This window comes from Pseudomonas sp. W2Jun17, from assembly GCF_023127795.1.
Classification (GTDB): domain Bacteria; phylum Pseudomonadota; class Gammaproteobacteria; order Pseudomonadales; family Pseudomonadaceae; genus Aquipseudomonas; species Aquipseudomonas synxantha_A.
In genome coordinates, this window is record NZ_SPKO01000014.1 from 104,060 (window position 1) to 118,423 (window position 14,364).

Genomic DNA, 14,364 nt, shown 5'->3' on the forward strand with positions numbered 1-14,364 from the left:
GAATCAGCGGCGGCTGCTGACTTCAGCCGGCACATCGTCACCGGCCATGCGCTTGCGGAACAACGCCGTGCGCGCCAGCAGCAGGGTAGTCACCGGCACGGTGATCGACAGCAGAATCGGGATCAGCCACCCGTGCAACACCGGCCCGGACTTGAGCACCGAAAAATAGATAATCGACGCCAATGCCACGCACCATGCGCCCAATGTCGAGGCGAGTGCCGGCGGGTGCATGCGTTGGAAAAACTCCTTCATCCGCAGCAAGCCAATCGCGCCAATCAACGCAAACACACTGCTGAGCACCAGCAGCACCCCCACTATCACTTCAACCCATAACGGCATCATTCAATCACCTCCCCACGCAGCAGGAATTTCGCCAGGGCAAACGAGCCGACGAAGCCGAACAGCGCAATCAACAGCGCCGCTTCAAAGTAGGTATCACTGGCATAGCGAATACCGAGCACCAGCATCATCAGCATGGCCAGGATGTACAGGTAGTCCAGCGCCAGGACTCGGTCCTGGGCGGACGGGCCTTTGAACAGGCGGATCAGGGTCAGCACCATCGCCAGCGAGAACAGGAACAGGCTGGCCAGGATCGCATTGGAGAGCAGGGCGCTCATTCGAAGATCTCCATCAGGGGCCGCTCGTAGGTGGCTTTGAAGTGCTGGATAAACTGGGCTTCATCGTCAAGGTCGAATACGTGCAGCAGCAAGATGCTACGGTCCAGCGCCAGTTCCGACCAAATGGTGCCGGGGATCACCGTGGTGATCATCGACAGCGCGGCAAGGCCGTTGGGGCTGTGCAGGTCCAGGGGGATCTTGATGAAGCGCGAGCGCGGCGGGCGTGTGCCGCAGGTCAGTACACCCCACGCCACTTGCAGGTTGGAGACGATCACGTCGCGGCCCACCAACAGGAACAGGCGCAGGATCACGCCAGGGCGACGCAGGCTGATCGGCTGCGGGCGCAGCGGCGCCATCAGCAAAGGCGCGAGAAAGCCCAGCAGCGCGCCCAGCAGCAGGTTGCCGGGGCTGATCGACAGGTTCAGCAGCAGCCACAACACCCACAGGGCCAGCGACAACCAGGGTGCAGGAAACAGGCGCTTCATGGTTGCACCTCCAGCGCGGCGGCCTTGGCTTCAGGGCTCGGCACCGGACGTGTGGCCATTACCGCCATCACATAGCTTTCCGGGTTGTTCAGGCTCTTGGCGGTGGCCAGGGTGTAGCGCATCAAGGGTTCGGCCTTGAACGTCAAGGCGATGCTCAAGCCCAGCAGCACGAAGATCGGCACGCACTCGTAGCGTCGCAACAGCGGTGATGGGCGCTCTTCCGGGGTCCAGAAGCGCTGGATGCCAAGGCGGGCGAAGGCGATCAGCGACGCCAGGCCGGACAGAATCAGCAGCGCCACCAGGCCCCAGGCTGCAGGACGGATCGATTCGTCCACGGCGTTGCCCAGGCCCAGTGGGTTGATCAGCGCACTCAACAGGCTGAGCTTGCCGATGAACCCCGACAATGGCGGCATGCCGATAATCAGCAGCGCGCAGGCGATAAAGCTCAAGCCGAGAAAGGCCATGGTCCAGGGGATGACCTGGCCGACCACGGCTTTCTGCTCATCGTCCAGGTTCACACCCGGACGCGGATGCAGCGACTCCATGGCCTTGGGCAGCGCATCAATCTCTTCATCAAGCGGCAGGTCGTTGGCCGAGCGCGAACGCTCGATCAATTCAGCCAGCAGGAACAGCGCACTCAATGCCAGGGTGGAGCTGACCAGATAGAACAATGCCCCAGCGGTCAGGCTTGGCTGGGCAAACCCTACCGCCGACAGCAGGATCCCGGCCGAGACCAGAATGCTCAGGCTCGCCATGCGCTCCAGGCGTTGCGCCGCCACCATCGCCAGCGCCGCGCAGACGATGGTCGCCATGCCGCCATACACCAGCCAGTCGCCGCCAAACAGCGCCGAAGCGCCGGCCTGGCCGGAAAACAGCAGGGTCCACAGGCGCAGCACGGTGTACACGCCAACCTTGGTCATGATCGCAAACATCGCCGCCACCGGCGCACTGGCCGAGGAGTAGGCGGGCGCCAGCCAGAAGTTCAGCGGCCACATGCCGGCCTTGGCCAGAAACGCGGTCGCCAGGATCGCTGCGCCAGCGTGCAGCAGGCCGCGATCAGCCTCCGGCACCAGTGGGATTTTCAGTGCCAGGTCAGCGAAATTCAGCGTGCCGGTGACGCCGTAGATCATCGCCGCACCAATCAGGAACAGCGACGACGCCAGCAGGTTGATCGCAATGTAATGCAGGCCGGACGACACCCGAGCACGACCCGAACCATGCAGCATCAGGCCGTAGGACGCCGCCAGCAGCACCTCGAAGAACACGAACAAGTTGAACAAGTCCGCGGTGAGAAATGCGCCGTACAGACCCATCAGCTGGATCTGGAACAGCGCATGGAAGCTAGTGCCCGCACGGTCCCAGCGGGCCATGGCGAAGAGCAATGCGCTTACGCCGATAACCCCGGTGAGCACCAGCATCAGCGCCGAGAGCTGGTCCACCACCAACACGATGCCGAACGGTACTTGCCAGTTACCCGGCAGGTACACGCCGATCGAGCCGGGCCCGCCTTTTTGTGTCCAGTACAGCAACAGGACGGCCACGCCCAGGCCGATCAAGCTGGAGACCAGATTGATTTTGGCCTTCAGCGGCCGGCGTTTCTCGCCGAGCATCAGCATCAGCGCCGCCGTGAACAACGGCAGCAGAATCGGCGCAACGATCAGTTGATTGACCCAATTCATTCCTTCGGCTCCCGGCCATCCACATGGTCAGTGCCGGTCAGGCCCCGGGATGCCAGCAGCACCACCAGGAACAACGCGGTCATGGCGAAGCTGATCACGATGGCTGTAAGTACCAGGGCCTGGGGCAGGGGGTCGGTGTAGTTGAGCAGGTCTTGGGGCACGCCGTCCTTGATGATCGGTTCCTTGCCGATAAACAGGCTGCCCATGCTGAAAATGAACAGATTGACCCCGTACGACAACAGGCACAGGCCCATCACCACCTGGAATGTCCGTGGCCGCAGCACCAGCCAGACGCCGGAGGCCGCCAGGACCCCAATGGCAATTGCGATGACTTCTTCCATCAGGCGGCTCCTTCGGTTGCAGCAACGACTTTGGGCTGGTTGCTCGGTTTATGTGCTCGCACAGATTGGTGGCCGAGGGCGGTCAGCATCAGCAGCGTCGAGCCCACGACCATGGCGTACACGCCAATGTCGAAGAACAACGCACTGGCGATATGGATATCGCCGAGCAGTGGCACGTGGAAATGCCAGGTATGGGTGGTCAGGAACGGGTATCCGGCGAACAGCGCGCCAAGGCCGGTCAAGGTCGCCGACAGCAGGCCGAAGCCCATCCAGCGCATGGGCCGCAGGCTCATCTGCGCTTCGACCCATTGGGTGCCCGCCACCATGTATTGCAGGATAAACGCTACCGACATCACCAGCCCGGCGACAAACCCGCCGCCTGGTTGGTTGTGACCGCGCAGGAACAGGTAGAACGACACCACCAGCGCAATCGGCAACAGCAGGCGCACCAGCACCGCCGGCACCATCATAAAGCCCAGCGCGGTGTCACTGGCCTGGCGCGGGTTGACCAGGTCGGTGGCCACGTCCGGTGCCAATTGGCGCTGTTGCGCCGGCAACTCCATGCTTTCCTTGGACGGGCGGAAGCGTCGCAGCAAGGCATATACGGTCAAGGCCACGGCACCCAGCACGGTGATTTCGCCCAGCGTATCGAAGCCCCGGAAGTCCACGAGCATCACGTTCACCACATTGCTGCCGCCGCCTTCGGGCAGGGCGCGGCTCAAGTAGAACGAGGAGATATCGTTGGGTGTCTGGCGGGTCAGCATCGCGTAGGACAACAGCGCCATGCCGCCGCCCACTACAGTGGACAGCAACAAGTCGCGCACCCGGCGAATGCGCGCCTTGCGCAAGGTGTTGGGTAATGGCCAAACCTCCTCGATACGCCGTGGCAGCCAGCGCAGGCCGAGCAGGATCAGCACGGTGGTCACCACTTCCACCACCAATTGGGTCAGGGCCAGGTCCGGCGCCGAGAACCACACGAAGGTCACGCACGTCATCAGGCCGCACACGCTGACCATGGTCAGGGCCGCCAACCGGTGATACTTGGCTTGCCAGGCGGCGCCCAGCGCGCAGGCAATCGCCAGCAACCACAGGGTGACGAACACGATGGAGCCCGCAATCTTCGGCCGGTCGCCCCAGGTGAGGCCACTGTTGATCATGGGGATCATGGCCCCGATCACCGCGACGATCACCAGCAGGAACAATTGGGTTTGCAGGCGCTTGGTGCTGATGCGTTTTTCGATCCTGCGCACACCGCGCATCATCACCACCAGGCAGCGCTCGAAGCCACGCTTGCCGTTGAAATAGCCGATCAGCGGCGGGTATTCGAAGCGGCCACGCTTGAGTTGCTTGCGCAGCATCAGGTACAGCACCACGCCGCCGGTCATTGCCACCAGGCTCATGATCATTGGCGCGTTCCAGCCGTGCCAGATCGCCAGGCTGTACTCGGGCAGCACACCACCGACCACGGGCAACGCCGCAGCGGCAAGGATCGAGCCGACCACCTGGGCCGGGAAAATCCCCACCAGCAGGCAGGTGAACACCAGCAATTCCACCGGCGCACGCATCCAGCGCGGTGGCTCGTGAGGCGTGTGCGGCAAGTCGGTAGCCGGTGGGCCGAAGAACACATCCACGGTAAAGCGCAGGGCGTAGGCCACGCTGAACGTACCGGCGATGGTCGCAATCACCGGCAGGGCGATTTCCACCCATTGGGTCGACGAGATGAATACGGTTTCGGCAAAGAACATCTCTTTGGACAGGAAGCCATTGAGCAACGGCACACCGGCCATGGAGGCGCTGGCTACCATGGCCAGGGTCGCGGTAAACGGGATCAACCGCACCAGGCCACTGAGCTTGCGGATATCCCGCGTGCCGCTTTCGTGGTCGATGATGCCCGCCGCCATGAACAGCGAGGCCTTGAAAGTGGCGTGGTTGAGGATATGGAACACTGCGGCGACCGCGGCCAGCGGGCTGTTGAGGCCCAGCAGCAGGGTGATCAGCCCGAGGTGGCTGATGGTGGAGTAGGCCAGCAGGCCCTTGAGATCGTTTTGGAACATGGCGCAGTAAGCGCCGAGGAGGAGGGTGAGGGCGCCGGCACCGCCGACGATCCAGAACCATTCTTCGCTACCGGACAGCGACGGCCACAGGCGGGCCAGCAGGAACACGCCGGCCTTCACCATCGTCGCCGAATGCAGATACGCCGAAACAGGCGTCGGTGCCGCCATGGCATGGGGCAGCCAGAAGTGGAAGGGGAACTGCGCGCTTTTGCTCAAGGCGCCGATCAGCACCAGGGCCAGCATGACCGGGTACAGCGAGTGCGCGCGAATCTGGTCGCCCGCCGCCAGCACCTGGTCCAGGTCATAGCTGCCGACGATATGCCCCAGCAGCATCACCCCGGCCAGTAGGCACAAGCCGCCGGCGCCAGTGACCATCAGCGCCATGTACGCACCACGCCGCGCATCGGCGCGGTGGTGCCAATAGCCGATCAGCAGGAACGAGAACAGGCTGGTCAGTTCCCAGAAGAACACGATCTGAATCAGGTTGCCGGAAATCACCAGGCCAAGCATGGCGCCCATGAACGCGAGGAAGAACGCAAAGAAGCGCGGCACCGGATCGTCCGGCGACATGTAATAACGCGCATACAACGACACCAGCGTGCCGATGCCGAGCACCAGCATCGAGAACAGCCAGGCAAACCCGTCCATGCGCAACACGAAGTTCAGCCCAAGACTGGGCAACCACAGGAATTCTTCGCGTATGACGCCACCATGGGCGATCTGGGGGTAGAGCAGTGCGACTTGAATAGTGCCGACCAATGCCACCAGGCCGGCCAGCAGGGATTCGGTATTACGTGCGTTGTGCGGCAGCAAGGCCGCCAGACAGCTGCCAATGAATGGCAGAAGCAGTAGAACTATCAGGGACATAGGCTTCTAATCTGCGGGAGTTTGGGATGCATCATACGTGCCGCTTTCACGATCACCAAACGGCAAGATGTGGCAGGATCCTACAAGGTAGGCCGAAACCTCTCATTCAGCACTGGTTCAAAACCCTTGAATTGAAACGCCGACCCCTGTGGGAGCCGGGCTTGCCCGCGAGGACGATAGAGCGGGCACCACAGGGTTTGCAGGTTATCCCTGACGCTCCTGTTCCAAGGCATCTGCGAGTTCAACTGCCTTCTGCCCCTTCGTTTTCATCTCACTCACAATCACCGCCACCACAATCAACACGGCCCCAACCATTGCAATCGGCGGGAAGCGCTCCCCGGCAATTCGTCCGACCACGCCTGCCCACACCGGCTCGCCGGCATAGATCAAGGTCGCCCGTGTTGGTGACACACTCTGCTGCGCCCAATTCATCGCGACCTGGATCACCGCACTGGTCAAGCCCAGGCCCACGGCGCTGAACAGCAACAGCCAAGAAAAGCCCGGCAACGCCTCGCCCATGGGCACCACCATCATGAACGACAGCACCGAAGCGGTGGCCAGTTGCACCACGGTTACCCGGCGAATATCCACCTGGCCGGCAAATGCGCTGATCAAGATGATCTCGGCCGCTATTGCCACGGCACCGATCAGCGTAGCGATTTCACCTGGGCTGAAGTTCAGTGAAGCCCCCGCCGGGCCAGTCAACAGCATCAACCCGGCAAACGCCAGCATGATGCCGATGCTGGGCATCAACCCGGGGCGACGGCCCAGCACCAGCCACTGCAACAGCGGCACGAACGGTACATACAACGCGGTGATAAACGCCGACTGGCTGCTCAGGATGGTCTGCAAGCCAATCGTCTGCAAACCGTAGCCAAACATGATCGCCACCCCGATAAACACCCCGGCCTTCAATTCGAACAGGGTCAGGTCGCGCAGGGTGCGCAAGGAAAAGAACCCCACCACAATTGTCGCCGCCGCGAAGCGCAGCCCCACAAAAAACATCGGCCCGCTGACGGTCATGGCATGTTGCACCAGCAAGAAGGTGCCGCCCCAGATCATGGTGATCACCACCAGGATGCATTCGGCTTTGCTGAAGCGGTTGAATCGCGAAGGGGAGGTCGGGGCTGTCATGGCGGCTCGGTCTTGCAAGGGAAAGGCACGGACCGCACAATGCGCCGCACGCTGGGCAGTATACTGCGCACACCCACCTATTGAGCAATATAGTGCACAAAGAAAATCCGCAACGGGCCTCGGTCCTGCAGCACGTCAGCCAGAACGTCCGTCGCCTGCGCCATGCCGCCGACCTGAGCCAGACCGCGCTCTCGGAAAAGTCCGGGGTCAGCCGGCGCATGCTGGTGGCGATTGAAGCGGGGGAGAAGAACGTCAGCTTGTCCACTTTGGATCGTGTGGCTGAAGCGTTGGACGTGGCGTTCAGTGATCTGATTCAGGCGCCGGATGTGCGGGACCACAGCCGTATCAACGAGCTGGCCTGGGCGGGCGAGATTGTCGGCAGTAAGGCGGTGCTGCTGGCCAAGGCCACGGCACGGCGTGAAGTCGAATTGTGGGAGTGGCGGCTTGAACCCGGTGATCGTTATTGCCCGGACCCTGATTTGGAAGGGTGGAGCGAACAACTGTTCGTGTTCGAGGGCAGCCTGACGCTGGTGATAGGTGATCAGGAAAATGTCATCGAGGCTGGAGAGTTCTTTATGTTCGCCAGCCACCAGCCCCATGCTTATCGCAATGATGGGAACGCGGCGGTACGGTTTGTTCGAAATGTGGTGATTTGAGCAACAATAAGGGCGAACTGGCATGAGTGAATCCACCCGCGTTGCCGATGTACTGATCATCGGCGGCGGCCTGAGCGGTACGATGCTGGCCGTGCAACTGCTGCGCCTGCCGGGCACGCGGCGCATCCTGGTGATTGAGCCGCGTGCTGAGCTGGGGCGGGGCGAGGCCTATAGCGCGGTCGAGCTGGGTCATACCTTGAACGGCAACGCGGCGCGCATGAGCGTCGATCCGGACAACCCCGACGACCTGACCCAATGGCTCACCGACTACATCGCTGGCGGTGGTTGGCCGGAGTCGGATCAGCAGCATGTGCCCATCAGCGAACTGTTCCCGCCACGCGGGATTTTTGGACTGTACGCGCAACAGCGCTTGGCCGAGGCCAAGGCGTTGTCTACGTCGACCGTCGAGCATATCCGCGCCGAAGGGGTGGACCTGCAAGTCGACGCAGCCTCCACGCTGTTGACCCTCGATAATGGGGAGCAACTGCGTGGCACTTTTGCGGTATTGGCCACCGGCATGTTCCCGGCAGCGCGCACGCCCCTAACCGAGTCCAGCGGTTTGAACGCCGCAGCCATGGACCCATGGGACGTGCAAGCGATGACCCAACTCGACCCGCAATCAACGGTACTGATCATCGGCTCCGGGTTGACCATGGTCGATGCTGTGGTGTCGCTGGAACAGGCCGGGCATCGCGGTCCCATCGAGATCTTTTCGCGCCACGGCCTGTTGCCCCATGTGCGCAGACAGCCGCCAAGTTGGGATGACTTCCTGGCCGCCGATTACAACCTGCGCAGCCCTCGGCAATTGCTGCGTGAGGTGCGACGCCAATGTCAGTTCGCGCTGGCGCAAGGCATCGACTGGCAGGCGCCGTTGGACACCGTGCGCGGGCACATCGCACGCTTGTGGAGTCAGGCCAGTGAGCCTCAGAAGCGCCAGTTCGTGCGACATGTGCGGCCGTGGTGGGAAAGCCATCACCACCGCTCGCCACCGTTGAGTGCGCAGTTGGTGACGCGCTTGCAGGCAGAAGAGCGGCTGCGGATTCGCGCAGCGTCGTTCAAGGGTTTGGTGCCGTCGGATGAGGGCGTTGCCATTGCGGTGCGCTATCGTGGCGGGCAGGAGGTCACACAGGTTTCGGGAGCGGCGCTGATCAACTCCAGCGGCATCGAGTACGACTGGCGTCGTGTCGCCCGGCCATTGCCGCAACAACTGCTCAAGCGTGGGTTGATCCGGCCTGGGCCTTTGGCGTTGGGGATTGCGGCGGATGCAGCCGGCGCGGTGCTGGATGCCCAGGGCCATGCCAGCCAGCGACTGTTTGCCATGGGGCCGCCGTTGCGGGGCATGTGGTGGGAGAGTACGGCGGTGACGGATGTGGCGCTCCAGGCCAAGGCACTGGCAACCAAGCTCACACAGATCTAAATGGGGGAGGTGAGCAAGCCCTGATCCGCGAAGTGAACGTCAATGCTCAAAGCAACGAAAATCAAATGTGGGAGGGGGCTTGCTCCCGATGAGGGCGTGTCAGTAAATACATTTGTGGCTGATGCACTGCTATCGGGAGCAAGCCCCCTCCCACAGGTTGATCTGCGCTTATCTTGAGGTTTTCACAAAGCCTGGCTTGAGTCCGAATACCTCAACGCCCTGGGGCGTCGATTGCCCAGTGGTCACTTTCACCCGCTGCACCGGTTTATCCATCGCCGCCCGATACTCCACCGTCATGTCCGCCTGGATCGCCTGGCTGGGAATCACGATCGCCTGGTCATTGTTATAAGTGACAATCGTCAACCGCGCACTCATGCCCAGACGCACCCGTTGCAACTGCTGCGGCGTCAGCGCGGGGATCGACAGGGTCACCGGAAATTGTGCGCTGCCCTGGTTGTCGCTGGCGATGGCCAAGCCACTGACCACGCTGACCGAGCCGGTCAGCCGTTCGCCGTCGAAGCCATCGCCCATTACTTCCACCGCCTGGCCCTGGTGCAACTGGTTGATGTCCAGCTCGGAGACCTTGGCGACGATTTTCAGCCGCTCGATATTGGCCAGGCCAAACAGCACTTGGCCCTGGCTGACCTTGCTGCCGGCCTGCACCGGCGCGTTGTTGTTGCCACCCCCTTGGGCGGTGTTGCTGCTGCCGGGCGCGGGCACTACGATGCCGGAGAACGGTGCCTTGACCTCCTTGCCTTCAAGGAGTTTTTGCAAGGCTTCGTATTTCACCGTGGCATTGGTCAGCTCCATTTCGGCAATCTGTCGGTATTCGCCTCTGCCTTGGTCCTGGGCCTGTTGCAGTTCGCTGCGTGCCGCTGCCAGGTCGAGTTGCTGCTGTTGGGTTTGCTGCTTGAGATCGTCCAGTTCGTTGCGCGGAATGATGCCGCGTTTGAACAGGTTTTCACTCTCGGTAAGTTTGCGCTGGGTATTGCCGGCGGTCATTTCGGCGGTGCGTAAACTACGACGAGCGCGGCTGACGGCGGGGCTGCTGTCCCAGTCCTGCATTTCCTGCACAGTGCGCCGGGCCTTGAGCTGGGCGGAGAGGGCATCGCGCAGTTGCACTTCAAGAGTCGCCGGGTCCATGCGCAACAGCACCTGGCCGGCCTCGACGCGCTGGCCTTGTTCGACCAGGTTGGCCAACACGTTGCCGTCGAACGGCGCCGTCAGGGTGACGGTAGTGTCGGGCTCGATCTTGCCCACCAGGCCGATCTGGTGCACCAGCGGGTCGGGTTTTACCTCCAGCCACTGCTCGGCGGTGCTGGCCTGCTCGGCACCGCTGCGCTGGCTGAGCAGACCGATGGCCGCGCCGGCTAACAACACGATTAGGGCAACGGCGAGCAAGCGTTTTTGATTAGTAGTCATTGAGGGCGATTTCCCAACTTTCCAGCGTCATGCCCAGGGTCAGGTCGAGTTGAGTCTGGGCGTTCAAATAAGCGATCAGCGCGTTGAGCTGGGCATTTTCGGCGTTGCGAAGGTCGGTTTCGAAGCTCAACACCTGGAAGTTGGTGGAGCGTCCGGCACTGAGTTTTTCCCGTTCGATTTCGATCTTGCGCCGTGACAACTCCACGGCACGCTTGGAAATTTCATATTGGCGCCAGCGGGTGCCGAGGTCACGCACCACGTTGTTGACGTTGCGCTCCAGCTCCTGGCGCGCATCGGTAATGCGGATTTCCTGGTCCTCGACGTTCACTCGCGCACGTACTTCGGCCTGGCGCGTGCTGATGTCGCCAATGGGGATCTGCACCTGCACCCCGGCGTAGCTGTCCCAGGTACGGTTATTGTCATGGCCGTTGTTGTTGTCGGTGGCGGCGCGCACCTGGTTGGCGCCGGCGACCAGGTCCACTTGCCAGCGCCCGGAGTCCTTGGCGATCACCAGGTTGAGGTCGGCCTGTTGGCTACCGAGCAGGGCGGCGAGGTATTCCGGTTGCTGGTTTTGCGCCAGGTTGAAGGCTTGGCGTTGGTCAATTTCCATGGGGTTGGCCTCCAGGGCTTCGGTGGCGCGCACTGGTGTCGACAGGTCCAGCGCCAGCAGGCGCAGCAAGGCCAGGCGGCTGGTGTCCAGTTGATTGCGAGCTTCTTCCACGCCCAACTGCTGGGTGGCGATGTCGGCTTCGGTTTGCACGATCTCGAACTCGGCCATGCGCCCGGCGCTGATCAGTGCCTTGTTCACGTCCAGCAAGGTGTTGGAGCGCTTGAGCGCGTCCTGCACGATCACCAGTTGTTCCTGGGCACGCAGCAGTTCGCGGTAGGTGGCGATGATCTGGCTGATGGTTTGCGCCACAGTGGCCTTGAGGTTCAGGCGGTTGGCCTGCTCGGCCAGGCGCGAAAGGCGCAGCGGCGCGGTGGTGGCGTCCCAGCCGGCGCCGCGCATCAGCGGTTGGATGATGGCCAGGTCGAGCCCGTCGCTGCGGTAACGGCCGGCGCGGTTGGCGTTGTTCAACTGCTGGGTCCAGGCCATGCTCAAGCGCGTGCCGTATTCGCCGAGCAGGCTGCTGGTCGGCGCCAGATTGGCGTTGCGCACGTTGTCCTGGGAGCCACGGGAGGTACGGTAGTTACTGTTGAGGGTCAGCTTGGGGTTGAACACGTCCTCGGCGACACGCAGGTCAAACTTCTGCGCCACCCGTTGCAGGTAGGCGCTACGTATCGCCGGGTTGTTGCGCAGGCCCAGGTACACCGCGTCACCCAGGGTCATGGTGGTGGCCTGGGCATTCAGCGACACGCCGCGCTCGTAACCGCTGCGGGTACTGCTGGGCGCCGAAGGGTTGATAACCATCTCGGCAGTCATGCCCGGCAGGCTGATCAGCAGAAGGAGCAGCCCGCACTTATTCATCGCGCAGGGCCTCCACCGGCTGTAACCGCGAGGCCGAGACCGCCGGGTAGATGCCAAAGAACAAACCTACCAGTAACGTACTGCCCACCCCCAGGGGCAGGGCGGCCACCGCCAGGGCAAATGCCCAGCCCGACAGCCACGCATACAGCCAGGCGGCGGTCATGCCCAGCACCGCACCGCACAGCGCACCCACGGCGGTGAGCGTGACGGCTTCGAGCAGGAACAGGTTGCGGATATCGCGCTGGCGTGCGCCCAGGGCCATGCGTATGCCGATCTCGCGGCGGCGCTCCGAGACATTCATCAGCATCACGTTCATCACCCCGACACCGCCGCCCACCAGGGAAATCGCGCCAAGGGCCAACAGCAGGTAGGCGAAGGTGCGACTTTGGCGCGTCATGCCGTCGATCATCTGCTGGGGCACCGTGATATTGACGTCGTGGTCGCTGAGTTGGGGTTGCAGCGCAGCGGTGGCGTCCCTCGCGATACGCTCCATGTCCTGCCCTGGCGCCGCACGGATGATCACATTGCTGATCTGCGGGGTGGCATAGATGCGGCGCATACCTTCGGCCGGAATAAACAACGACTCGTTGGCCTGCACTGGCATCAGCATGGCCCGGGGCTGGTCGTGCAGGATGCCCACGATCAGAAACAGGTAGTCGTTGATGCGCACGCGGTCGCCCAGTTGCAGTGGGTCGCCCGGCGCACTGAGGGCCTGGGCAAGTGGGTCACCAATCACAGCGAAAGTTTCGCTGGCGTCGAAGGCCGACAGGAAGCGCCCCTCGCGCACGGCCAGGCGCATGGCGGCCTGTATACCCGGCGTGCTGCCGACCAGGTTGGCATTGGTGGTGCGCCCATGAAACACGATGGGCCCGCTGAACAGGCTGAGCGCGCCGATATGGGCAATGCCCGGTACGGCCAGGCGTATGGCGTCGAGGTCGAGTTGGGTACGCATCGGCACATTGCTGCTGCCCTTGGGCGGGAACTGGGCGATGAGGGTATCGGTGCCCATGTCCTTGAAGATCATCGCGGCATCCACTGCCGCGTTGTGGCCGATATTGATCAGCGCCACTACCGAGGAGCTGCCGATCACAATGCCCAGCAGCGCCAGGATCGAACGTTTGCCCAGGGTGCGCAGGCTGATCAAGGCTTCATGCAGCAGTTGGCTGAGGCTCTGCTCGACCCGCAGGCTCATAGGCGCCCGGCCTCGTGTACTACACCGTTGCGCACCAGGATCTTGCGCTCCAGGCGCTCGGCAATGTGGGCGTCGTGGGTGACGATGATCAGCGTGACCTGTTGCTCGCGGTTGAGGGCCAGCAGCAGGTCCATGATTTCCTGTGCGGTGGCGCTGTCGAGGTTGCCGGTGGGTTCGTCGGCGAGGATCACCGAGGGTTTGCCGACCAGTGCGCGGGCAATGGCGACGCGCTGACGCTGCCCGCCGGAGAGGTCGGCCGGGCGATGGTGGGCGCGCTCGGCCAGGCCGACTTGATCGAGCATACGCTGGGCCTGTTCCACCGATTCATGCCGCGATACGCCGCGATAACTCAAGGGCAGCGCGACGTTGTCCAGGGCGCTCAGGCGGGGCAGCAGGTTGAAGCTCTGGAACACAAAACCGATCTGCTGGTTGCGGATCGCGGCCAGTTCGTCGGGCGTGGCATTGAAAATATCGTGACCGGCAAAGTGGTACTGGCCGCAGTTGGGCAGGTCCAGCAGGCCGAGAATGTTGAGCAGGGTGCTTTTGCCGGAACCGGAGGCACCGAGGATGCCGCAGCTGTCACCGCGAGCGATGGACAGGCACACGTCATTGAGAATGCTCAGCTCCTGCCCGGCGAGCTGATAACGCTTGCCGATGCCTTGCAGGGAGATCAAGCCGGGTTGCGTGGGGGTGTCTGTCATCATGACTACGCCTGCAGTCACGACGGTACTGCCGTGCCCCCGGAAAATCCTTGTAACAAGTTCGGGAGCTGCCTGTACGCGTCACGGACTGGTTTTATTTCTTGTTTTTAAAATATTGTTTGAATAGTACCTGCGTTCAATCTGCTTCGCCAGCCATGGATGTAGAGCGGTTTTACCCTTTGAAACGTTCTGCCGAATGCAGGTTTCGGACCGGTAGAAATCCTTTCAATAGGTCTCGATAGCCCGGTTATACAGGCTTTTAGTGATATGGCGGAGTGTCACTACTTGCTTTCGCCGGGCCGCCCCGGTATAAAAAATCAAATTATTTTTT

Annotated in this window: 13 protein-coding genes; 2 read left to right on the top strand and 11 right to left on the bottom strand. The window is 62.3% G+C overall.

The features are described 5' to 3' along the window. Nucleotides 1–3: 3 nt before the first annotated feature. The 7 genes from E4O98_RS10715 to E4O98_RS10745 all read right to left on the bottom strand — a co-directional run bounded on the left by E4O98_RS10715 (nucleotide 4) and on the right by E4O98_RS10745 (nucleotide 7,177). Nucleotides 4–342: a Na+/H+ antiporter subunit G gene (locus tag E4O98_RS10715; RefSeq protein ID WP_005789173.1), complete on the bottom strand. Its 339-nt coding sequence runs from the start codon at nucleotides 340–342 to the stop codon at nucleotides 4–6. Next, a complete protein-coding gene (locus E4O98_RS10720; protein ID WP_032880591.1) occupies nucleotides 339–617 on the bottom strand; it encodes a K+/H+ antiporter subunit F in 279 nt (92 codons plus the stop codon). The genes E4O98_RS10715 and E4O98_RS10720 overlap by 4 nt, the downstream gene beginning before the upstream one ends. Then, a complete protein-coding gene (locus E4O98_RS10725) occupies nucleotides 614–1,102 on the bottom strand; it encodes a Na+/H+ antiporter subunit E (protein WP_032880593.1) in 489 nt (162 codons plus the stop codon). Before E4O98_RS10725 ends, E4O98_RS10720 begins: the two co-directional genes overlap by 4 nt. After that, on the bottom strand, nucleotides 1,099–2,781 hold the full coding sequence (locus tag E4O98_RS10730; RefSeq protein WP_032880595.1) for a monovalent cation/H+ antiporter subunit D: 1,683 nt from the start codon (nucleotides 2,779–2,781) through the stop codon (nucleotides 1,099–1,101). The genes E4O98_RS10725 and E4O98_RS10730 overlap by 4 nt, the downstream gene beginning before the upstream one ends. After that, entirely contained in the window at nucleotides 2,778–3,122 is a 345-nt protein-coding gene (locus E4O98_RS10735; RefSeq protein ID WP_005789164.1) for a Na+/H+ antiporter subunit C, read from the bottom strand. Before E4O98_RS10735 ends, E4O98_RS10730 begins: the two co-directional genes overlap by 4 nt. Continuing rightward, nucleotides 3,122–6,043 carry a monovalent cation/H+ antiporter subunit A gene (locus tag E4O98_RS10740; protein ID WP_078821677.1) on the bottom strand — a complete coding sequence of 974 codons (2,922 nt, stop codon included), beginning with the start codon at nucleotides 6,041–6,043 and terminating at the stop codon, nucleotides 3,122–3,124. The genes E4O98_RS10735 and E4O98_RS10740 overlap by 1 nt, the downstream gene beginning before the upstream one ends. 204 nt (nucleotides 6,044–6,247) lie before the next feature. Further along, nucleotides 6,248–7,177 (bottom strand): DMT family transporter, encoded by a 930-nt coding sequence (locus E4O98_RS10745; RefSeq protein ID WP_103734484.1) that lies wholly within the window; start codon nucleotides 7,175–7,177, stop codon nucleotides 6,248–6,250. Between the two features lie 92 nt (nucleotides 7,178–7,269). Here E4O98_RS10745 and E4O98_RS10750 point away from each other — a divergent pair, with 92 nt between their 5' ends. After that, nucleotides 7,270–7,833, top strand: a complete 564-nt coding sequence (locus tag E4O98_RS10750; protein WP_032880600.1) for an XRE family transcriptional regulator — start codon at nucleotides 7,270–7,272, stop codon at nucleotides 7,831–7,833. A 22-nt stretch (nucleotides 7,834–7,855) separates the two neighbouring features. Beyond that, on the top strand, nucleotides 7,856–9,250 hold the full coding sequence (locus E4O98_RS10755; RefSeq protein WP_032880601.1) for an FAD/NAD(P)-binding protein: 1,395 nt from the start codon (nucleotides 7,856–7,858) through the stop codon (nucleotides 9,248–9,250). A 168-nt stretch (nucleotides 9,251–9,418) separates the two neighbouring features. Here E4O98_RS10755 and E4O98_RS10760 read toward each other — a convergent pair whose 3' ends face one another. From E4O98_RS10760 to E4O98_RS10775, 4 genes are read right to left on the bottom strand one after another with little or no spacing between them, the layout of a single operon-like run. Next, nucleotides 9,419–10,672 carry an HlyD family efflux transporter periplasmic adaptor subunit gene (locus E4O98_RS10760; protein ID WP_248134954.1) on the bottom strand — a complete coding sequence of 418 codons (1,254 nt, stop codon included), beginning with the start codon at nucleotides 10,670–10,672 and terminating at the stop codon, nucleotides 9,419–9,421. After that, the gene (locus E4O98_RS10765) at nucleotides 10,662–12,140 is read right to left on the bottom strand and encodes a TolC family protein (RefSeq protein ID WP_223018492.1); all 1,479 of its coding nucleotides are present in this window, start codon (nucleotides 12,138–12,140) and stop codon (nucleotides 10,662–10,664) included. Before E4O98_RS10765 ends, E4O98_RS10760 begins: the two co-directional genes overlap by 11 nt. Continuing rightward, a complete protein-coding gene (locus E4O98_RS10770; protein ID WP_248134955.1) occupies nucleotides 12,133–13,332 on the bottom strand; it encodes an ABC transporter permease in 1,200 nt (399 codons plus the stop codon). Before E4O98_RS10770 ends, E4O98_RS10765 begins: the two co-directional genes overlap by 8 nt. After that, complete coding sequence (locus E4O98_RS10775) at nucleotides 13,329–14,036, bottom strand: ABC transporter ATP-binding protein (protein WP_148853516.1); 708 nt, start codon at nucleotides 14,034–14,036, stop codon at nucleotides 13,329–13,331. Before E4O98_RS10775 ends, E4O98_RS10770 begins: the two co-directional genes overlap by 4 nt. Nucleotides 14,037–14,364: the final 328 nt, after the last annotated feature.

Bases quoted from the DNA above. Each gene is read 5' to 3' on its own strand.
- E4O98_RS10720 (WP_032880591.1), bottom strand. From the start codon at position 617: ATGAGCGCCCTGCTCTCCAATGCGATCCTGGCCAGCCTGTTCCTGTTC.
- E4O98_RS10765 (WP_223018492.1), bottom strand. From the start codon at position 12,140: ATGAATAAGTGCGGGCTGCTCCTTCTGCTGATCAGCCTGCCGGGCATG.
- E4O98_RS10725 (WP_032880593.1), bottom strand. From the start codon at position 1,102: ATGAAGCGCCTGTTTCCTGCACCCTGGTTGTCGCTGGCCCTGTGGGTG.
- E4O98_RS10755 (WP_032880601.1), top strand. From the start codon at position 7,856: ATGAGTGAATCCACCCGCGTTGCCGATGTACTGATCATCGGCGGCGGC.
- E4O98_RS10745 (WP_103734484.1), bottom strand. From the start codon at position 7,177: ATGACAGCCCCGACCTCCCCTTCGCGATTCAACCGCTTCAGCAAAGCC.
- E4O98_RS10715 (WP_005789173.1), bottom strand. From the start codon at position 342: ATGATGCCGTTATGGGTTGAAGTGATAGTGGGGGTGCTGCTGGTGCTC.
- E4O98_RS10775 (WP_148853516.1), bottom strand. From the start codon at position 14,036: ATGATGACAGACACCCCCACGCAACCCGGCTTGATCTCCCTGCAAGGC.
- E4O98_RS10735 (WP_005789164.1), bottom strand. From the start codon at position 3,122: ATGGAAGAAGTCATCGCAATTGCCATTGGGGTCCTGGCGGCCTCCGGC.
- E4O98_RS10740 (WP_078821677.1), bottom strand. From the start codon at position 6,043: ATGTCCCTGATAGTTCTACTGCTTCTGCCATTCATTGGCAGCTGTCTG.
- E4O98_RS10760 (WP_248134954.1), bottom strand. From the start codon at position 10,672: ATGACTACTAATCAAAAACGCTTGCTCGCCGTTGCCCTAATCGTGTTG.
- E4O98_RS10770 (WP_248134955.1), bottom strand. From the start codon at position 13,332: ATGAGCCTGCGGGTCGAGCAGAGCCTCAGCCAACTGCTGCATGAAGCC.
- E4O98_RS10730 (WP_032880595.1), bottom strand. From the start codon at position 2,781: ATGAATTGGGTCAATCAACTGATCGTTGCGCCGATTCTGCTGCCGTTG.